This window comes from Synechococcus sp. TAK9802, from assembly GCF_014279535.1.
In the GTDB taxonomy this organism is placed as follows: domain Bacteria; phylum Cyanobacteriota; class Cyanobacteriia; order PCC-6307; family Cyanobiaceae; genus Parasynechococcus.
Window position 1 is genome coordinate 501,328 of the sequence record NZ_CP047937.1, and the last position, 22,039, is coordinate 523,366.

The following is a 22,039-nucleotide window of genomic DNA, read 5'->3' on the forward strand; positions in this document are numbered from 1 at the left end:
AAGCACTACGAATGGCGATCGGATCAATTGCAGCTATGGCCGGTAGTTTTGCCTGTCTGGCTCACCGACGGCTAACGGAAGGACGCCAGTAGCAGTGGCCAGGGCCACCATCGACCAAAGCGTGATCAGCCGCCGCAACACCGAGACCGGCAGAGCCACGGCCGCTGGAACTCCTTGCTGGCCCAGGAGCATCACGGTTGCCGCCTCATTCACGCCGATGCCGCCTGGCAGGGAGGAGGCCATGCCGGCGGTTCCTGACAGCAAGTAGATGGTGATGGCCGCTGGGATGGTTATCGGGGCTGGTGCCAGGAGCCGCACCAACAACCACAACACCAGGGCCTCGTTCGCCCACACCAGCACCGATATCAAGCTGGCAGGGAGCAACCTTTGCGCTAGTGCGCCGCTGGGGAAGTAATGGCGAAAGCGGTGCCACTGGTTCTGCAACCAACGACGACAGGCACGACGACCGGTCAGCAGCAGCGCACATGCCGCCACTAGGGACATGGCCAGGAGCCACGTTGAACTCAGTGGTGGAATGCCTCCGAGGAGCTGGTTAGGAATGAGCACCAACAGCAACAGCCCCACAGCTGCTGCATCTGCGCAGCGCTCCGCAACGAACACATGCACCAGGGGCAGACGGGGATAACCAAGCTGCTCATGCAGCAGCTGCACCCGGCTCAGCTCGCCAACCTTGGCGGGGGTGGCAGTTAGGGCAAAGCCTCGGAACCAACCCAGCCAATCAGGCCAGTTGGTACTGCCGATACCCAATTTCCCTAGCAGTAGTCGCCAACGCCAGTAGCGGCCTGCGTAGCTCAGTCCCACCACGCCATAGAGAACCGGCAGCCACACAAGAAGCGACTGGAGCGACTGGAGCAGGGCCTGCTGTTGCACGGTTGGCAACTTCATCAGCCCTGCCACTGCAAGAGCGAGCAGAACAAGTGCAATCAGCCCCAGCCAGGGAATGCGCTTGCTGTTCAAGGCTGGCGCCGTGGTTGCCACAACAGACAACCCACCCCAAGCGCCGTGGCGAACCACAGCGTCATCAACCGGATCAACAACGTTGCAGGAGTGCCCGCTGAAACTCCCACCCCCTGCAACGCCAACAGGCCAACTGTGCCCGCTTCCGTGCTGCCCAGGCCTCCTGGAAGCAGGGTGAGTGCACCGATCAGCCCCGCGGCCGTATGGGCAATGGTGGCTCCGCCGATTCCCACCTCACCCACACCCATTCCCCGTAGCAACATCCAGAGGCTCACGCCCTCCAGGCTCCAGGCCACGGCACCAATCGCAGTGGCTTGCAACAGCAGCCATGGCTTCAGCAATTGGCGGAGGGAGATCAGGCCATCGCCACTGGCACGGGCCAGCTTCCGGGGCAACACCCGTTTGGCGGTGCTCTTGAGTACTGCCCTCGCGTATGGGCTTCGAATTACTAACCAGCCTCCAATCAATGCAGCCAGCCCAAGGCTGATCGGCACCACCAGAGGCACCTGCCATCGTAATAGCAGAGGCACGTTGATCACCAGCAGCAACAGCACTGCTGTTCCATCGGTGAGGCGCTCCACCAGCAGCGCCATCAGTGTGGGCGGCATTGGCACGCCGAATTCCTGCTTGAGCAGCAGTGAGCGCAGGGCTTCCCCTGACTTTCCTGGAGTGGCGGTGAATGCATAGGAGCCCATCCAGATCCGAGCGTCAGTCGCAATAGGCGGGTGCTGATTTACAGCAGCGAGGAGAAGCCGCCAGCGTCGATAGCGGATGGCGTAACCGAGCAGTACCAGCAAAACGCCTAGGCCTATCGGGAACCAGAGGTCGAGCAGGAGCGAAATCAACTGATCGCCTTGGCTCCAGATCCCCAACAGCCCATAGCCCAGTAAAGCAATGGACACCACTGGCAGGAGTGGCCCTAACGAAATTGGGGGGTAGGGCTGGGGTTCACTACGAAAGCTGCGGTAATGGGGGATTGTTGCGGTCCTCAGCAGCTCACGGTCGCCCTTGCTGTCGCCGTAAGCCTCAATCGATCGACCTTCCAGTGGTCCGAGATGCTCCTCAAGGCGGCGAACCTTCTCAGGGCCTTTGCAGTTCGCACTGGCTAGCAGAGGCCACCAATGCCCCTCTCTTTGCTCCAGTTCGGTGCAGAGCAGCTCCACTTTCAGCCAATCGGCCACGGGCTGCAGCAACAGCCGCGGGGAAGCTGAACAGAGGAGCACCCGATCACCTTGTTGCTGGTGCCAGTGCAACCTCTGCAGAGCCTCAGGATTGATCTCGGCCTTCAAATCATCAAGTAGCCAGTTCGCATGACCCGCGGCCTCTGCGCGGTTGACCGCTTCACAGATGCCAAAAGCAGCAATGACCTGCTGCTTGAACCGTCCCGTACTGATCAATTGCAACTGCCAGCCAATCAACCAGGGCAAACAGGCCAAAACCGCAACGACTTGACCCCAAGCGCTCTTGGCTCGGCGGGCAGCGATCCAGAGGCAGTCGCTCTGCAGCAACGTGCCATCCACATCAAAAACAGCAACCCGTTGCTTCACCTGCGACGTCATCAACTGGCGAGGCCCAACGCTCCGATCACCGCAGTTGTCACGAACCAACCAAGCAGAGTCAGCTTGATTCCTCGATCACCCAGCAAAAGTTCCTCTGGTTTTTCGCTGGTTCGATCGGGATTTGATGAGCGACGACGCTCGGCTTCCTGTGGATCACTAAGCAGCTGATATCTGAAGATTCCAACCAGAACAAACGGCACAGTCAGAAGCATCCAGCTCGTTGAGGCGCCATTCAGAGCAGGCCCTGCTGCCCAGAGGGAATAGCTCATAAATGCACTAGTCGATACCAGGCTTTCAAGACGCAGCAGTAAGGGCAGTGAGTAGCGCGCCAGCACCGCTCGGGTGATCACACTTTGGTCCTGCACCACACGCAGTTCTGCTTTGCGCTTCTCGATCGCTAAAAACAGCGCTAGCAGACCCACTGTCAGCAGGAACCATGGAGAGAGCGGCAGGTCTGCGGCAACACCACCAGCTACAGCTCGCAGCAGGAATCCGGAGGAGATGCTGAAAAGATCCAGCAAGATCACCTGCTTGAACTGAATGCAATAGCCAACCTGGATCAGCGCGTAGGCAAGAACGAGGCCAGCCAAGGGAACTGACACCGCAGCTGCCATGCTCAAGCTCACAACCGCCACTAGTGCAGCGGTTGTCAAAGCGCTAGCGACGCTGACTAACCCAGCGGCAATTGGTCGGTTTCGCTTGATCGGATGGGCCCTATCCGCATTTACGTCGAGGGAGTCGTTAAGTAAATAAATCGTGCTGGAGATTAGGCAGAACGCGACAAGCGCCCCCCCCGCTTGGAGCCAGATGCCTGTGTCCAGTCGGAAGGCGAACAGCGGTGCTGCAAACACCAAGAGGTTCTTAGTCCACTGCCTCGGACGACATGCAGTGAATAGCGCGGTTGGATTCAAAGCCAAAAGGGCAACTGCGGGCTAATTGGTAGGCGTACTGACTGTTGCCCTGGCTGAAGGGCAATACAGAGAAACCATCGTGAACTCTGGCTTGTCTAATGCGCTGTGAACAACCCAAGCACTCGGATGGAGCTTCCGATTGGGAGCGGCTTGAACAATTTGATCAGCAAACAGGCCTCAATCCCACCCCTGTCCGGCTGAGCTTGAGTTAAATCTGCGCACAATTCTGCGCACAAACGTTGGTTTTCAAGAAAAAATGGCTCCCAGCAAATCGCTAAAAACCATTGGTATGACTATTAACGCCCCCTGATGGATTCGAACCATCGACCGACTGCTTAGAAGGCAGTTGCTCTATCCAGCTGAGCTAAGGGAGCAAGCGACCACATCTTGACAGGCTGCATCGAGGCGGGCTGGATTTCGAAGCCTTGCGCCACCTAAGGTGATGGGCTCTTGATCGGCATCCATGGCCCCGCGTCGTCTCAGCGACAGCGAGAAGCAGGATCTGGTCGGTCGTTACAAGGCCGGCGAGTCAACATCAGCTTTGGCTGAGGCCTTTGGCTGCAGCCCCAACACCGTGAGTCGCACGGTGAAAGCACTGTTGCCAGCTGATGCTTATGCCGCGCTGAAGGCCAGCAGGCAAAAAGGGCTAGCCACCCCTCCTCCGCCAACCGTCACTCAGCCGGTAGAACCAGAGGTTGACTCCCTCAAGGAAGACGACAGCAGCCTGGCCCTGGATGACGCGGATGACTTCGGCGAAGACTCTGAGGAGGAGCTCGCCGAAGACGATGACAACGGCAGCGTTGAAACGTTCACGGAGCTTGTTCCCCTGCTTGGGATAGGAGATCTCAGTGATCGCCCAATGAATCAAGCCCAACCGTTCAGTGTCGACCTGCTGCCGGACAGCGCTTACATGCTGGTCGACAAGGTGGTCGAGCTGGATGCGCGCCCCCTCAAGGAGTTCCCCGAGTTGGGCCTCCTCGACGATGCCGAGCAGGAACGTCAGGGGTTGTGCCTGTTTGCCAGCCCCCGCGCGGCCAAGCGCCAGTGCGGGCGGAGTCAGCGGGTGATCAAGGTTCCCGATACGGCTGTGTTTCATCGCACCAGCAGTTACCTGTTGGCCCGGGGTATTACACGACTGGTGCTGGACGGAACCTTGATTGCGCTGGATGCCTGAGCACCGCCGCTGATTGCTCCTACCTGATTGCTCTTAATCGAAGCGATTGCGTTGATCGGGAAGCAAAACGGCCGTTGCGGTTCCGCCGCTGATCACCCCGATCACCATCGCAATCCCCACGAGAAAACCCGTGGGGAGCGGCACGGACCGTTGCCCTCCGAGTTGGAGCGTGTGGCGATCCTGAAGGTTCTGGGCTCCAAGGCAGAGCAGCAGCAGCAGCAGTAGGCCACCGCCAAAGCTGATCAGCAGAAGACGCAGGCGAATCAACACAGCACAACCGTCGACGGGCTCAGTTTGACGTGCCCCGGTGCAACAGGGCATACAAGCGTCGTCTGGACAGCCCTGTGGTCTGGGCCAATTGCCGTGCAGCGTCGCTGGCGCTTGCACCCTCGTCCTGCAACGCCTGCAGCTGCCTGAGCAGGTCATCGTCGTTGGGTTCTTCTACGTTCTGCGATGGCGATCCCCCCAGCACAACCGTGCACTCCCCCTGGGGCGGGTGCTGCTGAAAGTGCAGCAGGGCACGATCCACCGTTGGCCCCACCTGTTCTTCATGGCGTTTGGTCAGTTCCCGTGCCACCTGCAGAGGACGGTCTCCTCCGCAGTGGTGCTGGAGTTCCTCGAGCAACGTGATCAGGCGGTGCGGCGCTTCGTACAGCACCGTTGTGCGGGGCTCATGGCTGATGGCTTCGAGGCGGGCCCGCCGTTCCTTGCCTTTGGCCGGCAGAAATCCTTCGAAGCAGAAGCGTCCGCTGGGCAGGCCGCTGCTCACCAGAGCAGTGGTGGCGGCGCAGGGGCCGGGGATGCAGATCACGGGATGGCCGGCCTGGTGCGCTGCGGCCACCAGCTCTTCACCGGGGTCGCTGATGCCCGGCAGCCCGGCATCACTGATCACCGCCAGGCTTTGACCCTCCACCAGCAGATCCAGCAGTTGGGGCACGCGGGTGCGGGTGTTGTGCTGATGAAAGGACAGCTTGCGGCCGCCCGCTCCAAGGCTGCTCAGCAGCTGTCCGCTGTGCCGGGTGTCTTCACAGGCGATCACATCCACGCTGCGGAGCAAGTCACGGGCGCGTGGTGACAGGTCCCCAAGATGACCAATGGGGGTGCCCACCAGATAAAGGCTGCCGCCGCTTGGTTCATCCCGCTGCATCAAAATGGCGAGCGCTTCTGTTGATCATGATGCCCAGCTATGCCGTCCTCCCCGCTGGCGTTGACAAGGAGGCTCTGCTGACGGAATTGCGTCGACTGAGTTGGGGTGCCGCCGACATCCTGCGGGCCTATGCCCGGGGCGAGCAGCCTCCGCATGGTTTCCCCAAGGCTTTGAGTGTCGATGAGGGCGGAGAGGGCCCTGTGTCTGCGGCTGATCTGGCTGTCAACAAGTGGTTGCTGGATGGACTGTCGGCCGCGTTCCCCCAGGCCGACTGGACGCTGCTCAGCGAGGAGACCGCCAAGGAGCAGCTCACGGAAGGCCAACCGCTGCCGGCGGAGTTGCTGTGGATTCTCGATCCCCTGGATGGCACGAAGGATTTTCTGCAGGGCACAGGCGAATACGCCGTTCATCTAGCCCTGGTGCGCGACAAGCGGCCGGTGATCGGCGTTGTGCTTCTGCCGGAAGCTGATGAACTTTGGATCGGCATCGTTGGTGAGGGTGCCTGGTGTGAAGACCGTCAGGGTGAGCGGTCGCCTGTTCGCTTCAGCGACAGAACCGAGGTTTCAGATCTGATCCTGGTGGCCAGCCGCAGCCACCGCGACGACCGTTTGGTCAAGCTCATTGATGCCCTCAATCTCGGCGGTTCCAAAGCCGTGGGCAGCGTTGGCTTCAAGGTGGCCACGATCCTGAGAGGCGAAACCGACCTCTACGTTTCCCTCTCCGGCAAGAGCGCTCCCAAGGATTGGGACATGGCTGCTCCGGAGGCGGTGTTGCTTGCGGCCGGTGGTCGTTTCACCCATGCCGATCAGGCCGACCTCACATACAACACCGGCGATGTGCGGCAGGCCGGCTGTCTGATCGCCAGCCATGGAAAAGCACACGCCGAGCTCGGAGAGCGTGCGACGCGGGCCATGGCCGAGATCGATCCTGGCTTTCAGGTCTGAGACCTGATCAGCTGAGCGGTGCCACCGGGGTGGGTTGAGGCTCCACTTCGGAGGCATCGCCGGCCTGGGGCACGCCCCGCAGGGTGAGGTTGATGCGGCCGCGGTTGTCGATTTCGCGCACCCGCACGGTCACCTCGTCGCCCACCTTGACCACGTCTTCGACCTTCTCGACGCGCGCTTCGGAGAGCTGCGAGATGTGGATCATGCCTTCTTTGCCCGGAAGGATCTCCACAAAGGCGCCGATCGGGATGATCCGGGTGATCGAACCGGAGAACACCTCACCCTCGTTCACCTTGCGGGTCAGGCCTTCGATGATCTTCTGGGCTTCTTCAGCCGCAGCACCATCGTGGGAAGCGATGGTCACGATTCCGCCGTCCTCGATGTCGATCTTGGTGTTGGTGCGCTCGGTGATGCCCTTGATCGTGCGTCCACCGGGGCCAATCACGGTGCCGATCAGCTCTGGATCAATCCGGAAGCTGAGCAGACGTGGGGCATGGGGAGACAGGTTGTCCCGAGGGGTGTCGATCGCCTCGAGCATCTTCTCGAGGATGTGGAGCCGTGCCGGACGTGCCTGGTTGACGGCTTCAGCCACCGTCTTCACCGAGAGGCCGGTGATCTTCATGTCCATCTGCAGGGCGGTGATGCCCTTCTCGCTACCGGCCACCTTGAAGTCCATGTCGCCGAGGAAGTCCTCGATGCCCTGGATGTCGGTGAGGATCCGCACCTCATCGCCCTCCTTGATCAGACCCATGGCTGCGCCACTCACCGGAGCCTTCAGCGGCACGCCGGCATCCATCAGCGACAGGGTGCTGCCGCAGACGGAACCCATCGAGGTGGAGCCATTGGAGCTGAGCACTTCGCTCACCACGCGCACCACGTAGGGGAAGGTGTCCTTCTCGGGAAGCACCGGAAGAATGGCGCGTTCGGCCAGGGCGCCATGGCCGATCTCACGACGACCGGGGGAGCGCATCGGCCGCGTTTCACCGACGGAGTAGGGCGGGAAGTTGTAGTGGTGCAGGTACAGCTTCTCGGTGTTGGGATGGAGATCGTCCATCTCCTGGGCATCGCTGGGGGTGCCCAGGGTTGCGGTGGAGAGCACCTGGGTGAGTCCGCGTTGGAACAGACCAGAACCATGCACCCTGCGCGGCAGGACGCCGGCCATGGCGCTGATCTGGCGAACCTCGTCGAGGCCACGTCCATCCACACGCTTGCCGTCTTTGAGAATCTGCTGACGCATCAACTTCTTGGTCAGCGCCTTGAAGCTGTTGCCGAGCAGTTTCGGGCTGCTGGCCAGGGCTTGGCGAACGGCGTGGTCGTCCTTGAGACCTGCGATGGTCTCGGACACCTCGCCCTTCACGGTTTCCAGGGCTGTGTCCCGCTCGTCCTTGCTCTGATCAAATTTGCTGAGGACAGCGCTTATCGCCTTGGTGCACTGCTTCTCGAGATAGGCAGGAACGGTGCTGTCTTCCTCCGGCTTCTCCGGCTTCACCTGGGTGATGCCCAGATCCTTCAGCAGCTGTTCCTGTGCCTTGATCAGTTCGCAGATCGCTTCGTAGCCGAAATCAATCGCCTCGATCACGTCTTGCTCAGGCAGTTGGTTGGCGCCGGCCTCAACCATCACCACGCCGTCAGGGGTGCCGGCGACAACCAGGTCTAGATCACCCCGTTCGATCTCCCGATAACTCGGGTTGAGCACGAAGTCATCCCCGAGCAGTCCCACCCGCACGGCGGCCATCGGGCCGTTGAAGGGGATGCCCGCCAGCAACGTGGCAATCGATGCACCCGTCACCGCAAGAACATCGGCGGGGACCCGCTCATCAAGGGACAGGCAGGTGGCCACCACCTGCAGGTCGTCGCGCAGCCAGCTGGGGAACAGTGGCCGCATCGGGCGGTCAATCAGTCGGGCCGTGAGCGTGGCCCGTTCGGGGGGGCGGCTCTCACGACGCATGTAGCTGCCGGGAATGCGGCCAGCTGCATAAAGCCGCTCCTCGTAATCGCAGATCAGCGGCAGGAAATCAATGCCTTCTCGTCCGCCTGAACGGGTTGCGGTCACAAGCACGGCGGTGTCGCCACACTCCACCAAGACGGATCCTCCCGCCTGAGGGGCGAAGCGCCCGGTGGTCAGTCGAATCTCGCGTCCGTCAAAGGAGATCGACTGGGTTTGTCCTTGCACGACGTCTTATGTCCTTTTGTCAATCCCAAGTCTGACATTTCATGGCTGCTCTTCACAAGAAAGGGGAGGCCAAGCCTCCCCCTCACGACGCCGTGGCGACAAGCTGATCACCAGCTGGACTTGACCACGCCGGGCAGTTCACCTTTGTGGGCGCGCTCACGCAGCTGGTTACGGCAGAGACCGAAATCGCGATAGACGCCGCGGGGCTTGCCGGTGGCCCAGCAGCGGTTGCGCACACGGATGCGTGTGCTGTTGCGGGGCAGAGCCTGAATCTTGCGATGGATTTCCAGGCGATCCATCGGATCTTCGGCTGCGTTGAAGGCTGCCATCAGTGCTGCGCGCTTGGCCGCATAGCGCTCAACTGTTTTCTTGCGCTTCACATCGCGAGCGATCATCGACTTCTTGGCCATGCAGCTGAGGGCAGCGAGTGGACGAATCGTCAACGATACACGGGCGCCATCACCCTCCTACCGACCCATCAATTGCTGGACCACCGGCAGCTGGCTGGTGTCACGCACGATCAGCACAAGCGTGAGCCCCACCAACAAAAGAAAACCGGATTGCACGAAGGCCATTTGGATCCGTTCGGACACCGGACGCCCCCGAACGGATTGAATCGCCAGCATCATCATCTGCCAGCCATCGAGCAGCGGCAGCGGCAGTGAATTGAGCACCGCCAGATTGATGGAGATCAGGGCTGAGAAGAGCACCAACCCGGATCCACCCTGCTGGCTGAGCTGAGCTCCCATCTCAACGATCTTGACGGGGCCACTCACCTGCCCCGCCGTTGCGCGGAAGTTGGTCAGGAGGCCGGCGTAGCCACGCACGGTTTGCTTCAGCATTTGGCTGAATTGCGAGCCGGTGGTGAGCACCAGTTCACCGGGATTGCGCACGGGGCGCATCTCCCCACTGATGTTGGCCTGCAGCTGGGCGCCGATTTTTCCTGTGCCCTGTTGATCATCGGGGATGAGTTCAAGGGTGGACGTCTTGTCTCCTCGCTTTCGCTCCACACGGATGGCTCGCTCGGGTGCTGCTTTCACATCCCGAACCATCGCTTCAACGCCCCGTTGTCCTGCAGCAAGGGGTTGGGCATTCAGGCTGAGGATCTGGTCACCGGCACGAAGCCCGGAGCGGGCGGCAGCGCCACCCGGTTGCACCTGCACCACCAGAACCCCTGGATCCGGCGCGGCGGGAACGCCGACAAACGCTGCCTGAGCGAACAGCACAACCAGTGCCAAGGCCAGGTTGGCTAACACCCCTGCAGCCACCACCAGGGCTTGCTGGGGGATGGGCCGGTTGCGCAGCAGATCCGGATCATCAGCCGGGATCGTGCTCTCCTCATCGTCGTCAGGGAAGGCGACGAAACCACCCAGTGGCAGCAGCCTCAGGGCGTAGGTCACCCCACGCCGTTGCCGCTTGATCAGGGCCGGGCCAAAGCCAATGGAAAAACCGCTGACGCGGATGCCCTGGAGCGTGGCAGCGAGGAAATGGCCGGCCTCATGCACCACGATCAGCAGGGCGAGCACCAGAAGGGCGGCCAACACGTTCATATGTCCGTCATGAGTCCAGTCGGATCATTCTGGCTGGAGTCGCTCGCGGCCGACGTAGGGCACCAGCGCTTTCGGCAGCAGGACGCTGCCGTCGGGCTGTTGGCCGTTCTCCAACAGGGCCGCCATGGTTCTGCCGACTGCTAGGCCACTGCCATTCAGGGTGTGAACCAACGTTGTGGCCTTGCCTTCCTTGGTGCGGATGGAGGACCGTCGCGCCTGGAAATCGCCACAGACGCTGCAACTGGAGATTTCCCGGTAAGCCCCCGCCCCCGGCAGCCACACCTCGAGGTCGTAGGTCCGGCGGGCGGAAAAGCCGAGGTCGGCGGTGCAGAGGTCCAAGACCCGATATGGCAGCTCCAGCGCCTGAAGCACGGCCTCTGCATCCGCCGTGATCTGTTGGTGCGCCTCTTCGGAGTGATCGGGGTGCACAAACCAGTACAGCTCCACCTTGTTGAATTGGTGCAGGCGGATCAGGCCACGGGTGTCGCGGCCGTAGCTGCCGGCCTCACGGCGGAAGCAGGGGCTGTAGGCGGCGTAGCGCAAGGGCAGTTGATCTGCCGGGATGATTTCGTCCCGGTGCAGGGAGGTCACGGGCACCTCAGCGGTCGGTGTCAGCCAGAGGTCGTCCTCTGCGCAACGGAAGCTTTCCTCGGCGAACTTGGGCAGTTGTCCCGATCCGGTGAGGCTGGCGCTGTTCACCAGCACAGGGGGCAGCACCTCGCGGTAGCCCTTGCTCGTGTGGAGGTCGAGCATGAAATTGATCAGGCCCCGCTCCAGCCGTGCCCCCTGGCCCATCAGCGTGACAAAACGGCTCTGCGCGATGCGGACGGAGCGCTCGGTGTCGAACAGCTGTAACCGCTCAGCGATCTGCCAGTGCTCGTCGAGGTTGTCATCAACCCGGGGGGTTCCCCAGCGGCGCACTTCAACGTTGTCGTCTTCACTGCGCCCATCAGGGCAGGCCTCTGAAGGGAGGTTGGGGAAACCCAGCAGCTGCTGCTTGAGCTCACTGGAGAGCTGCTTTTCCTCCTCCTCCAGCACCGCCACCTTCTGCTTGATGGCATTGCCCTGTTGGCGGAGTTCGGCGACCTCGTCGCCCTTGGGATCAGCGCCCGACTTGATGCGTTGGCCGACTTCTTTGCCGATCCTGTTTCCTTCAGCCTGCAGGTTGCTGCGTTGTTGCTCCAGATCGCGCTGCTGCTGGGCAATCAACTGCAGTTTGGTGAGATCAACAGCCTTACCTCGACGCCCCAGTTGCTGGGCGATCGTTTCGGGGTTGTCACGCACAAGGCGCTGATCGAGCACGGTTTCAGGGGCATCAGCGCCGGCAGCCTATGGCAGTCCGTTTCAGAGCACCTGGCCGACCATCACCGCCGCGATGCCCGAGAACAGGGTGATGCCAAGGGCGGTGAGGGGGCTTTGCCCCTGGGCGACGGCCATGGTCGTGATCACACCGGCACCAAGGCAGGCCACGCAGAGCTGAGTGGCGATGTCGTTGCGGCTCTCCACGTTGGTCCTGCTGTTGTTGGGACGGTAGGGAGCGCGCCGGCCAGCGCCTTACTCAAGGCGGGCGTTCGTTACGCCGCGTCAGGCTTCGTTACCTGCAGCAACAGAGGCGGGGCGGGCACGGCCGCCGGCAGCCCACTGCTTCAGCCGCTCGAGCTGTTCGCTGGCGGTGCGGGAGAGGGGGATGAGCTGGGAGGCCGCTCCAATCAGATCAGGCTCCGTCAACTCACGGTTGTCGGCAAAGGCCAGGTGCATCGCTTCGATCACGGTCTGCTCCAGCTCGGCACCTGAGAAGCCCTCACTGCGGCTCACCACCGTGTCCAGGGGAAGCTTTAGCCCCGGTCGTCTCCGTTCCAGATGCAGCTCAAGAATGCTATGGCGCTCAGCGCTGCTGGGCAGATCGAGCATGAAGATCTCATCGAAACGTCCCTTGCGCAGCAGCTCCGGTGGCAGCTTCTCAACGCCGTTGGCGGTGGCCACCACGAACACCGGTGACTGTTTTTCAGCCATCCAGGTGAGCACGTTGGCCAGAACCCGCTGGGTTGTGCCGCCGTCACTGCGGCCATCCCCGCCGAAGCCCTTGTCGATCTCATCGATCCAGAGCACGCAGGGTGCCATGGCTTCAGCCCGTTGGATCATTTCGCGGGTGCGTGCCTCGCTGGCCCCCACCAAGCCCGCGAACAGCCGCCCCACATCCAGCCGTAACAGGGGCATCGACCAACTGCAGGCAATGGCCTTGGCCGTGAGTGATTTGCCGGTGCCTTGAGGGCCCACGAGCAAGACGCCGCGGGGCAGAGGTAGTCCGAAACGCCGTGCATCTTCCGAGAAGGCCCGGTGCCGTTGGTTCAGCCAGGTCTTTAGACCATCGAGGCCTCCGATGGCTTCGGTGCCCGCATCGCTGCGACAGAACTCCAGCACCTCACTGCGGGCAATCGTCTGGCGTTTTTCGTCCAGAACGTCCTGCAGATCCTCAGATCCCAACTGGCCGCGGCGGGCCAGGGCCCGGGCGGCCACCTGGCGAACACGCATCTCGCTGAGCCCGCTGCAGGCCTGAGCCAATTCATCCAGGACAGGAGCTGGGAGGGGGCTGCCGCTGCTGGTGCCGATGCTGCTAATCAGCCGACGCAGGTCATCGCTGTCTGGAAGGGGGAGATCGAGAAGCGTGAGGCTTTCTTCCAGATCACCGGGGGGTGTCCATTGCCCGCAGCACAACACCAGGGTGTGCGGGGTGCTGCGCAGGGATGCTTCGAGATTGCGCAGCATCCGGGCAACGCCCGGGTCATCGCAGAAACGATGAAAATCCTTGGCGAGCAGAAGGGTTGGGCTGCCCGCATCCCGTTGCTGAAGCCACTGCAGCATGGCCATCGGTTGACGGCTCCCCTGGCCATCGGCATTCACCGGCCCGCTGATGCCATCGATGAAATTCCAGCAGACCAGCTGGCGTGCAAGCCGCTGAGCAGCCTCTCCCAGCAGGCTTTCCACCCGGGCTTCCTCATTGCTCCGCACCCAGATCAGGGGTGTGCGCGCACGCACCAGAAGGTCGATCTGATGTCCCCAGGTGGCACTGCTCATGGCTGATCGATCTGCTGCTGAAGCTGCTGCAGGGCCTGCCAGCGGGGATCCACAGCCTTTGTCTTGGTGTCTGGGATCACGGGCTGCTGCTGGAGGCCGGGTGGGCCTGGGCAGTGGTCACCGCAGTGGTTGACGACCGGCAACAGCAGGTTGAGCTGTTCGAAGGCCCATTGCTGGGGGTCAAATTGACCGCGTGGATCGAGAACATCCACCAGCCCTTCCATCTCGGCCACCTCTCCGGAAAGCTCCAGCTCGTCGGCCGTCGGTTGCCCGTCTCCAAGCCAGATCAGCTCGGAAGGCGTGCAGCTGAGCTTCTGATTGAACTGATTCAGGCATCGATCGCAGCAGAGCGTGACGATCGTGTTGAGTTTCCCCTCAACCGCCAAGACGTTGCCGCGGTGCTCTGCGGAAACATGGCCTCGCACTGGTGTGAGTGAGGGGAGCTCATCGAGCTCACCCTCAACCTCCCAGACTTTCGCGGTGCCGAGGGCCCGGAGCTCCTGGAGGGGAACAGGCTCCAGTGCCTCGATCACTTGCCCTTCGGTTCAAAGGGCAGGCGTGAGCCGCCTGAGGTGGCAGAGACCGTCACTGTTTTCTGGGCCATTTGCTGATCCAGAATTTTCTGAAGGTTGTCGGGCAGTGCCTCTTTGGTGAGGATGAAGGTCTGCAGGCCTTGGAAGATGTTGGCGATCAGCATGTAGAGCAGAACGCCGGCGGGGAGTGGGAAGAACAAGAACATCCCCGTGATCATCACCGGAGTGATTTTGTTGGCCGTGGCCTGCTGAGGGTTGGCAGGCATGCCCATACCCGACAGCAGTTGGGAGATGAACAGGGTGATGCCGAAGCCGGCAACGAGAATGGCGATGTCCCAGTTGATGGCACCGTCGGCATAGAAGCCGACCTGGCCCAGGGCTTTGATGAACAGGAAGCCGCTGCGGGCTGCCAAGCCCGGAATCTTCGCTTCAACGGTGGCGTCACCGGCGGCGAGGGCCGTGATAGTGCCGTCCTCGCTGACGCTGACGATGTCATCACCTTTGGTCACTGCCCATGTGGGGGAGAAGCGTCCAGGGTTCTCAACATCCGTGAGCACGTCGCTGAAGGCGCGGCCGTCCTTCGTATGAAGGTTCACCGTGGCACTGTCGCCAACGCCGATCTTGGTGCCCCGTGGCAGGCTGGCGATCACCGGCACGTGGTCGGTTTCACCGATGAAGATGGAATGGCTGGCGCTGTTGAACGGTTTGGGTTCAACGGCAGCGATCTGGTCGGCCGGCACCACCTTCATGTTCAAGGTGTAAGGGACGTCGGCGAACGGTGACCCCCGCAGGGTTGCAAACAGTGCAAACAGGATCGGCATCTGCACCAGCAGCGGCAGGCATCCCGCCAGGGGGCTGCCGAATTCCTTCATCACATTGCCCAGCTCCTCCTGCTGTTTCTGAGGATTGTTGGCATACCGGCTTTTGATCTCGGCCTGACGTTTCTGAATCACCGGTTGGGCGATGCGCATGCGCCGAGCGCTGCGAATTGATCCTGCGCTCAGGGGGTAGAGCGCGATCCGGATCACGAGGGTGAGGGCGACGATGGCCAGGCCATAGCTCGGAACCAACCCGTAGAAGAAGTCCAGGATTGGAATCAGCAGGTTGTCGGAGATGTATCCGATCACGTTGAAGAAACGGGGGGGCGGGACGTTGTGAGGCCAGTGTGCATGAACAGCTGCACTCAGGCGGCGAAACCTTCAGTGGTTTTCTCTTGGGCTTTGGCCGCACGGCTGCTGATGCGTTCGAGGATGTAGGCCTCAACTTCCCGGAATCGGGGCATCGAGCGCAGTTCGAGCCTGGCGCCGTCCTTGAGCACCAACACCATGTCTCCCCAGGCACCGAAGCCCCGGGGCACGGTGCGGACTTCGCTGATCTGTGAATACACAACCTGGGTTTTGTCTTTGCCCATCCAGCCACCTGTCACCGAGATGCGGCGGCTGGTGATGCGGAAGCGCAGCCACAGGGCCCGAACAACGGCTCCGATGGTGAAGGGAAGGCCGATCAGCGTGAAGCCAAGCAGGATGTTGAAGATCAGATCCCCGCGGGCTGGTCCACCGTCGTAGTGGACATCTTCCTGAATGCTGGTCATGGATCCAGTCCGGCGCTTCTCAGAAGACTGTCGCATTCTTCGAGCAACTGTGTGGGTTCGGCTTCCGCGGCTTCCGGGCGAAGGCTGATCAGCAACCACCGGCCCGCCAGATCGTTTCGCTGTTCAAAACGTCGACGCAGGTGGTCATGCAGAAGCCTCCTAAGCCGGTTCCGCTTAACGGAACGCTTGCTCACCTTGTTGCTGATCACTAGGGCGCAGCGGCAGGTTCTTTCCTGGATGCCTCGCAACTCCCGGCGAAGCAGGTTGGAATCACCTGCAGCGACGCGCAGAACCATCAAGGTTCCGTGTTGGCGCTTGGAGGATCGGTGCAAACGGTTGAAGCATCGATGCCCGCGCAATCGCATGGAGGCGGGAAGGACCATCAACCAATCCTGTTTGGGGATGTCGAGTCTGGGATGAATCCTCTGGATTCATCCCGCACCGTCAAGCGGCGAGGCGGGCGCGGCCGCGCTTGCGGCGCGTGCGGATCACACGACGGCCGGTGTGGGAGCGCATCCGTACACGGAAACCCGAGACGCGCTTCCTCTTGCGGTTTGTTCCCCCGAGGGTGCGCTTGGTCATGGACGTCTCCTGGCTACCGGCCGATCTGAATCTGGGATTTTATCAGTCAGTCCACATCGATCAGCCAGCTGCCGCGGTAGCCGGACATCGGCACATCTCCGGGGGCCTGCACCAGGGCGTTGAACTGATACATGCGATTCCCCTGGGGGTTGAACAGCTTGATGTGAAGCGAGTAGTCCCCGTCCGAAGGCAGCGGCGTGTCGGGGAAGACCACGATTTCTGTTTGGTCTTTGTTGACCTCGATCACCGCCGGGATCTCTTCGAGACACTTGCTGCGGCTCATCATGCTGCCAACGCTGGTGCGGCAAATGCGCATGCGGTGGGGCTTGAGCTTGGAGTCGAAGTAGTCCGGAACGGTGACGGTAAGTTTGAGAATCGCGGTCTTGCGGTCCTTTTCGCGCAGGGTGAGGTACCACTCCGAGCGGTCGTTTTCGATGCTGGAGGTTTGGTAGTAGTACAGCTTCCGGTAGTCCCGGTCGTTGTCCCAGCGGAATTCCATCAGCCCCGGTGTGCCCTGGGCGTGGGCGATCTGCTCGGGAGTTCCGGTGAGTGCTGAGCCCATCAACAGAGCTGCAGCAGTGCCGGCTCCAGCAAGCAATCGTCTGATGGTGGAACGGGCCATGGGAAGAATCTTGATGATGGGATTCTCCTGAGTCCAACCAGTGGGCGGTGATCTCAGGGGTCGGAGGCTGATCTGTCAGTTGTGACCAGATCTGTCTGGACGGAGCCGCTGGGCGTCGCCCTGATAAGGATGCACGGGTAGCTGGTCCTGTGGGATCCAGGCGTGGGCCAGAACACGGATGCAGCGGGGGAGGTCGCCTTGAACAGCCATTTGCTGGCAATCCAGCAAAGCCACCGTGTCCCAGCCGGGCCGCCGTCGTGCAATGGCTGCCGGGAAACAGGCGTCGAGATCGGCTGTGACCGAGAAGGTCACCGACACCAGCTGGTCGGGGGTCAGACCATTGCGATCGACAAGGGCGTCCATCAGGGCGCTGACCGCCGCATGGATGGCCTCCGTGCTGTTCTCCGTGCAGGTGGTGGCCCCGCGCAGGCCTCTCAGAACAAGGGGTGAGCTGGTCATGGGCGGTACAGCCAAAGCACCTGACCGCTCCCCATCAATTCAATCGAGAGTCGCTGCTCCAGTTGATGCAGGAGCTGGGACCCAGGCAGCAGGCCACTGAGCTTGCGGCGTTGCTTGCCCAGGGTGACGGGGCGAATGTCGTCCGCATCGAGATCGGCAAGCTGCGCCGCGAGGCGACGGGCATGGTCTTCGTCGCCGAGTTCATCCACCAAGCCCAGCGCCTGTGCCTGTTCTCCGCTGAACACCCGTCCATCGGCGAAGCGCTTCACCGTTTCCAGCTCAAGGTTTCGTCCCTGCGCCACAACACCAACGAACTGGCCATAGCTGCTGTCGATCAGCTCCTGAAGCAACGCACGTTCGGCATCGCTCAGCGGACGATCCGGGGAAAGGATGTCCTTGAACGGGCCGCTCTTCACCGTGTCGAAGCGAATCCCGATCTTTTCGAATACCCGCGAGAGGTCGTTGCCCCGCAGGATCACCCCGATGGAACCGGTGATCGTGCCGGGATTGGCGACGATTTTCTCCGCAGCCACACCGATGTAGACGCCGCCGGAGGCGGAGATGTTGCCGAAGCTGGCCACCACACGACAGCCCTGTTCCCGGAGCCGCAGCAGGGCTGCATGAATCTCCTGGCTGTCTCCGACCGTGCCGCCGGGGCTGTCAATGCGCAGCAGCAGTGCTGGAAATTCCCTTTGCTTCACCTCCCGCAGCGCTTTGAGCACCCGCTTCCGTGTGGCACCGGTGATGGGGCCATCAACAACGATGCGCGCCATCCGTCGTCGGGATTTTCGCCGCCAGGGCCAGATCATGTTGCGCATCTGCATCGCTCCAGATCTTAAAAAGAGCACCCCAGCGCCCATCCATGCCGTCGTTGCGACTCTGGTTTCTGATGGTGTTGCCCTTCGCGCTCTGGGGAACGGCGATGACCGCCATGGCCCCATTGCTCGCCAGCGCAGGGCCTTGGCTGGTTGCTGGCTTGCGCCTTGTGCCCGCCGGTTTGGCTCTTCTGCTCTGGGGCCAGTGCACCGGCCGAGGCCTGGCGATCGATTCCCGTGATCGGCCTTGGTTCCTCCTGTTCACCCTGGTGGATGCCACCTTGTTTCAAGGCCTGTTGGCGCGGGGGTTGGAGGGCACAGGCGCGGGTCTCGGTTCCGTCCTGATTGATTGCCAACCTCTGTTGGTGGCCCTGATGGCACGCGCGTTGTTCATGGAGTCGATCAATCCCATCGGCTGGATGGGGCTGGCCATCGGTTTGGCTGGAATCGTCTGCATCGGCCTACCGGCTGAGCTGTTGGGACATTGGTGGTTGCTGGCTGACCCGCCGGTGGTGCAGCAGTTGTTTCAGCCCGGTGAGGGCTGGATGTTGCTTGCGGCCGTCGCCATGGCAGCTGGGACGGTGTTGATTCGCTTTGCCTCACGCCACAGTGATCCGGTCAGCGTTACGGCCTGGCACATGGTGCTGGGGGGACTTCCCTTGCTCGGGGTTCATGCCCTGCAGCGCACGGATGCCGGCTTGGTCTGGACGGCAACGGACTGGGCGCGCATGGGGTACGCAAGTTTGCTCGGAAGCGCCCTGGCATACGGATTGTTCTTCTGGTTCGCCAATCAGCGCGATCTCACCAGTTTCAGCAGCCTTGGATTTCTCACCCCTGTGTTTGCCTTGGCCACCGGTGGTTGGTTGCTGGGAGAGCGCCTTGATCTGCTCCAGTGGATCGGTGTTGTGATGGTGCTCGTGTCGGTGATCTTTGTGAGTCAACGTCGCCGGTTCTGGGAGCCGCTACCGCTTGCGGACCCCTCCTCATGACGGAGTCGCCGCTTCACCTCGTCATCGTCAACACGCCCATCGGGGCCCTCGGTAGTGGCGAGGGTGGAGGTGTGGAGCTCACCCTCCGATCCTTGGTGCAGGGGTTGGTACGGCGTGGCCACAGGGTCACGGTTGTGGCCGCAAAGGGCTCCACGCTCCCCGTCGACTGCAGCGGAGTTGAGTTGCTGGAGGTGGAGGGTGTGAACCAGCCCAGCTGGCAGCACGCCGCCGAGCATGCGCCGGTCGAAATTCCCCGTAATGGGCTTCTGCCGGCTCTCTGGGAGGCCGCGCTCGATGTGGGTCAGTCCGCCGACGCCGTGATTAACGGTGGCTACGACTGGCTGCCGCTGTGGCTGACGCAACGGGTCAGCGCCAGGCTCTTTCATCTTGTGAGCATGGGGGATGTGGCTGCGGTGATGCGCGATGTGATCGAAGCCGTCGCCGCCTGGGATTCCCGTCGCCTTGCTTTTCACACCCACCGCCAGGCCGCTGATTTCCGGCTGCCTTCTCCGCCCAGTGTTGTGGGCAACGGTTTTGATCTCAGCAATTACACCTTTCAGCGCCCAACCGATGGCCCCCTGGGTTGGGCGGGCCGCATCGCTCCGGAAAAGGGGCTGGAGGATGCTGCTGCTGCCGCTGCCGCCCTGGGTGAACAGCTCTTGGTTTGGGGATTGCGTGAGGACGACGCCTATGCGCGGCAGGTGGAGTCGAGTGTTCCCAAGGGCACGATCGACTGGCGTGGATTTCGATCGACCCAGGAGCTGCAGCAGGAGATGGGCCACTGCCGCGCTCTGATCAACACACCGAAATGGAATGAGGCCTACGGCAATGTTGTGGTTGAAGCCCTGGCCTGTGGTGTTCCGGTCGTCGCCTATGACCGTGGTGGACCGGGGGAGCTGATTTGTTCCGGTCGCACTGGCTGGTTGGTGCCGCCCGACGATGTTGCTGCCCTCACGGAGGCGCTTCGGCGCGTCGACAGCATTGAGCGCTCCCTCTGCCGCAGCTGGGCTGAAGAGCACGCCTCCTGTGAGGTCTTCAGTCAGCGTGTTGAAGCGTGGGTTCGAACAGGACTGACGGCGGATGTCAGCATCAACCGCAGGAGCTGAGGGTCCCTTGTCGGTCAATGTTTCAGGACGCCAGCGACGCCAGGTTCTGGCACTTGTGCTGACCCTTGGACTCGTTGTCACCTTTTGGCGGTTGGGATCCACCGGTGTGGTGGATGAAACTCCGCCGTTGTTTGCCGCAGCCGGACGGGCCATGGCTGACACTGGCGATTGGCTGACGCCTCGGGTGAACGGCTTGCCCCGTTACGACAAACCGCCCCTGGTGTACTGGCTGATGGGGTTCGGTTATGCCTTGCCCGGCCGCGAGGTTTGGGATCCTCTCGGCAGTTGGGCGGCACGGCTTCCTTCCGCCCTGGCCACGCTCGGACTGATGCTTGGCCTCGCCGATACGGTGCTGCGCTGGCCGTTCCCCGGCGATGCGCGTCCGCGTTTGACGGCACTGATCGCACCGCTGGCCTTTGCCTTCTCGCCGCTGGTGCTCGTCTGGAGCCGCACCGCAGTGAGTGATGCCCTGCTGTGTGGTCTGTTGGGTCTCAGCCTGTTGTTGCAGTGGAGGCGTTTTGCCGCCCCCCAAGAGGTGGCCTGGTGGCCAGCCTGGGTGATTCTCGGATTCGCCGTGCTGGCCAAGGGGCCTGTTGCTGTGGTGCTGTCTGGTCTCGCTCTGCTGATGTTCGGAGCGTTGCGACGGGATCTTGTTCAACCCTGGCAGCGGCTGCGCCCGCTGCCAGGGTTGCTGCTCACCGCTCTGATCAGCCTTCCCTGGTATGCCCTGGAGTTGCTGGTGGAAGGACAGCCCTTCTGGGACAGCTTTTTCGGCTACCACAACCTTCAACGCTTCACCTCCGTGGTGAACTATCACCTGCAGCCCTGGTGGTTTTTCGGCCCGGTGATGCTCGTGGCTGCCCTGCCCTTCACGCCCTACCTGCTGATTGGCCTGGCACGGGTGCCCCGATCTGGGATCGCTCCGGAGCATTCGTTGCATCAATTCGCAGCGTGCTGGCTATTGGCGGTGCTGCTGCTGTTCACCACCGCAGCCACCAAGCTCCCGAGTTATTGGTTGCCCGCCACCCCCGCGGCGGCCCTGTTGGTGGCCCAGGCCACGGTGGGCTCCACGGTTGGCTCCGAGGTGGGCTCATCGCGCTGGCAACGGATGGCCTGGGCAACTTGCCTGGCCTTGATCGCCGTCCTGGCTGCTGGGTTCTGGCTGGGATCGCTCTGGGTTCCCTTGATCGAGGATCCGGAGATGCCGACGCTGTCGATGGATTTGCTCGCCAGCGGTTTGTTGAAGTGGGCTGCGGTCTGGTTCGGCGCTGCAGCCGTGCTTGGAGCCGGTCTGTTGCTTCAGCGTCGTGCTGCTGCTCAAGCCTTGCTGGCCATGCAGGGCTGTCTGCTCGGATTTCATCTCACGGCTCTGGTTCCCATCGCTGAACTCGCCGATCGTCTGCGTCAGCAGCCCGTGCGTGACGCGGCCTCACTGATGTTGTCGCAGCAGCGCCGTGGAGAGCCCATGGTCATGGTTGGCGCCATGAAGCCTTCGCTGCACTTCTACACAGGCCAGGTGATCCTTTACGAAGGCCAATCCGATGGGGCGTTGGTCAACATTGCGGATCGCCTGGCCCATGAACAGCGACGCGGCTGGAGTGGATATCCCCTCGGGAGCCCCGGTGCCTCCAGAACCGTGCTGGTGCTGATCGATCGCGGAACGGCAGAACGGGATTATTGGAGGAATCTGCAGCCTGAGCTGCTGGGACAGATCGGGATCTACGACGTTTGGCGTCTGGACCGCACTCGCCTTGAGCAACGGGCACAAACCCTGATGGCCGATGGCGTCGATGCCGACTGGGAGGAGCCGCGCCCGGAGCGGTATTGAGTT

Annotated in this window: 24 protein-coding genes and 1 tRNA gene; 5 read left to right on the plus strand and 20 right to left on the minus strand. The window is 62.0% G+C overall.

From position 1 onward, the window contains the following. Positions 1–33: 33 nt before the first annotated feature. The 4 genes from SynTAK9802_RS02780 to SynTAK9802_RS02795 form a co-directional block, all read right to left on the minus strand. Positions 34–978 carry a lysylphosphatidylglycerol synthase transmembrane domain-containing protein gene (locus SynTAK9802_RS02780; RefSeq protein WP_186497158.1) on the minus strand — a complete coding sequence of 315 codons (945 nt, stop codon included), beginning with the start codon at positions 976–978 and terminating at the stop codon, positions 34–36. Further along, a complete protein-coding gene (locus SynTAK9802_RS02785; protein ID WP_186497160.1) occupies positions 975–2,537 on the minus strand; it encodes a flippase-like domain-containing protein in 1,563 nt (520 codons plus the stop codon). Before SynTAK9802_RS02785 ends, SynTAK9802_RS02780 begins: the two co-directional genes overlap by 4 nt. Next, positions 2,537–3,454 (minus strand): decaprenyl-phosphate phosphoribosyltransferase, encoded by a 918-nt coding sequence (locus tag SynTAK9802_RS02790; protein WP_186497162.1) that lies wholly within the window; start codon positions 3,452–3,454, stop codon positions 2,537–2,539. Before SynTAK9802_RS02790 ends, SynTAK9802_RS02785 begins: the two co-directional genes overlap by 1 nt. A gap of 294 nt (positions 3,455–3,748) precedes the next feature. After that, positions 3,749–3,822 (minus strand) — tRNA-Arg (locus tag SynTAK9802_RS02795). An 89-nt stretch (positions 3,823–3,911) separates the two neighbouring features. Here SynTAK9802_RS02795 and SynTAK9802_RS02800 point away from each other — a divergent pair. Further along, complete coding sequence (locus SynTAK9802_RS02800) at positions 3,912–4,622, plus strand: helix-turn-helix domain-containing protein (protein ID WP_186497163.1); 711 nt, start codon at positions 3,912–3,914, stop codon at positions 4,620–4,622. Positions 4,623–4,655: 33 nt separating this feature from the next. On the opposite strand, the gene SynTAK9802_RS02805 is transcribed toward SynTAK9802_RS02800, so the two are convergent. Continuing rightward, a complete protein-coding gene (locus SynTAK9802_RS02805) occupies positions 4,656–4,892 on the minus strand; it encodes a hypothetical protein (protein ID WP_186497949.1) in 237 nt (78 codons plus the stop codon). 19 nt (positions 4,893–4,911) lie between these two features. Next, on the minus strand, positions 4,912–5,769 hold the full coding sequence (gene rsmI / locus SynTAK9802_RS02810) for a 16S rRNA (cytidine(1402)-2'-O)-methyltransferase (protein ID WP_186497164.1): 858 nt from the start codon (positions 5,767–5,769) through the stop codon (positions 4,912–4,914). 26 nt (positions 5,770–5,795) lie between these two features. On the opposite strand from rsmI, the gene SynTAK9802_RS02815 reads away from it, so the two are divergent. After that, a complete protein-coding gene (locus SynTAK9802_RS02815; RefSeq protein ID WP_186497165.1) occupies positions 5,796–6,713 on the plus strand; it encodes a 3'(2'),5'-bisphosphate nucleotidase CysQ in 918 nt (305 codons plus the stop codon). 7 nt (positions 6,714–6,720) lie between these two features. Here the strand turns inward: SynTAK9802_RS02815 and SynTAK9802_RS02820 are convergent, their stop codons facing one another. The 14 genes from SynTAK9802_RS02820 to sppA all read right to left on the minus strand — a co-directional run bounded on the left by SynTAK9802_RS02820 (position 6,721) and on the right by sppA (position 18,107). Next, a complete protein-coding gene (locus SynTAK9802_RS02820) occupies positions 6,721–8,886 on the minus strand; it encodes a polyribonucleotide nucleotidyltransferase (protein ID WP_114988219.1) in 2,166 nt (721 codons plus the stop codon). Positions 8,887–8,993: 107 nt separating this feature from the next. Beyond that, positions 8,994–9,296 (minus strand): 30S ribosomal protein S14, encoded by a 303-nt coding sequence (gene rpsN, locus SynTAK9802_RS02825; RefSeq protein WP_186497951.1) that lies wholly within the window; start codon positions 9,294–9,296, stop codon positions 8,994–8,996. Between the two features lie 57 nt (positions 9,297–9,353). Next, on the minus strand, positions 9,354–10,436 hold the full coding sequence (rseP, locus tag SynTAK9802_RS02830; RefSeq protein ID WP_186497166.1) for an RIP metalloprotease RseP: 1,083 nt from the start codon (positions 10,434–10,436) through the stop codon (positions 9,354–9,356). Between the two features lie 24 nt (positions 10,437–10,460). After that, positions 10,461–11,738: a serine--tRNA ligase gene (serS, locus tag SynTAK9802_RS02835; protein WP_186497167.1), complete on the minus strand. Its 1,278-nt coding sequence runs from the start codon at positions 11,736–11,738 to the stop codon at positions 10,461–10,463. A gap of 42 nt (positions 11,739–11,780) precedes the next feature. Next, a complete protein-coding gene (locus SynTAK9802_RS02840) occupies positions 11,781–11,942 on the minus strand; it encodes a hypothetical protein (RefSeq protein WP_006852120.1) in 162 nt (53 codons plus the stop codon). A gap of 78 nt (positions 11,943–12,020) precedes the next feature. Then, positions 12,021–13,511, minus strand: coding sequence for an AAA family ATPase (locus SynTAK9802_RS02845; RefSeq protein WP_186497168.1), 1,491 nt, complete (start codon positions 13,509–13,511; stop codon positions 12,021–12,023). Beyond that, the gene (locus tag SynTAK9802_RS02850; protein ID WP_186497169.1) at positions 13,508–14,044 is read right to left on the minus strand and encodes a DUF177 domain-containing protein; all 537 of its coding nucleotides are present in this window, start codon (positions 14,042–14,044) and stop codon (positions 13,508–13,510) included. Before SynTAK9802_RS02850 ends, SynTAK9802_RS02845 begins: the two co-directional genes overlap by 4 nt. Further along, complete coding sequence (gene yidC, locus SynTAK9802_RS02855; RefSeq protein WP_186497170.1) at positions 14,041–15,171, minus strand: membrane protein insertase YidC; 1,131 nt, start codon at positions 15,169–15,171, stop codon at positions 14,041–14,043. Before yidC ends, SynTAK9802_RS02850 begins: the two co-directional genes overlap by 4 nt. A gap of 56 nt (positions 15,172–15,227) precedes the next feature. Beyond that, positions 15,228–15,635 (minus strand): PH domain-containing protein, encoded by a 408-nt coding sequence (locus tag SynTAK9802_RS02860; protein WP_114988225.1) that lies wholly within the window; start codon positions 15,633–15,635, stop codon positions 15,228–15,230. After that, positions 15,632–16,018 carry a ribonuclease P protein component gene (locus tag SynTAK9802_RS02865; protein WP_011363583.1) on the minus strand — a complete coding sequence of 129 codons (387 nt, stop codon included), beginning with the start codon at positions 16,016–16,018 and terminating at the stop codon, positions 15,632–15,634. Before SynTAK9802_RS02865 ends, SynTAK9802_RS02860 begins: the two co-directional genes overlap by 4 nt. A 61-nt stretch (positions 16,019–16,079) precedes the next feature. After that, entirely contained in the window at positions 16,080–16,217 is a 138-nt protein-coding gene (rpmH, locus tag SynTAK9802_RS02870) for a 50S ribosomal protein L34 (protein ID WP_011363584.1), read from the minus strand. Between the two features lie 46 nt (positions 16,218–16,263). Continuing rightward, positions 16,264–16,839: a DUF2808 domain-containing protein gene (locus tag SynTAK9802_RS02875; RefSeq protein ID WP_186497172.1), complete on the minus strand. Its 576-nt coding sequence runs from the start codon at positions 16,837–16,839 to the stop codon at positions 16,264–16,266. Positions 16,840–16,914: 75 nt separating this feature from the next. Next, positions 16,915–17,298: a chorismate mutase gene (gene aroH, locus SynTAK9802_RS02880; protein WP_115132193.1), complete on the minus strand. Its 384-nt coding sequence runs from the start codon at positions 17,296–17,298 to the stop codon at positions 16,915–16,917. Then, positions 17,295–18,107 (minus strand): signal peptide peptidase SppA, encoded by an 813-nt coding sequence (gene sppA / locus SynTAK9802_RS02885; protein ID WP_186497953.1) that lies wholly within the window; start codon positions 18,105–18,107, stop codon positions 17,295–17,297. The genes aroH and sppA overlap by 4 nt, the downstream gene beginning before the upstream one ends. A 53-nt stretch (positions 18,108–18,160) precedes the next feature. Between sppA and SynTAK9802_RS02890 the strand changes: the two genes are divergently transcribed. From SynTAK9802_RS02890 to SynTAK9802_RS02900, 3 genes are read left to right on the plus strand one after another with little or no spacing between them, the layout of a single operon-like run. After that, positions 18,161–19,102, plus strand: coding sequence for a DMT family transporter (locus SynTAK9802_RS02890; protein WP_114988229.1), 942 nt, complete (start codon positions 18,161–18,163; stop codon positions 19,100–19,102). After that, positions 19,099–20,208: a glycosyltransferase gene (locus SynTAK9802_RS02895; RefSeq protein ID WP_186497174.1), complete on the plus strand. Its 1,110-nt coding sequence runs from the start codon at positions 19,099–19,101 to the stop codon at positions 20,206–20,208. Before SynTAK9802_RS02890 ends, SynTAK9802_RS02895 begins: the two co-directional genes overlap by 4 nt. Further along, positions 20,183–22,036, plus strand: a complete 1,854-nt coding sequence (locus SynTAK9802_RS02900; protein WP_186497176.1) for a glycosyltransferase family 39 protein — start codon at positions 20,183–20,185, stop codon at positions 22,034–22,036. The genes SynTAK9802_RS02895 and SynTAK9802_RS02900 overlap by 26 nt, the downstream gene beginning before the upstream one ends. Positions 22,037–22,039 lie beyond the last annotated feature (3 nt).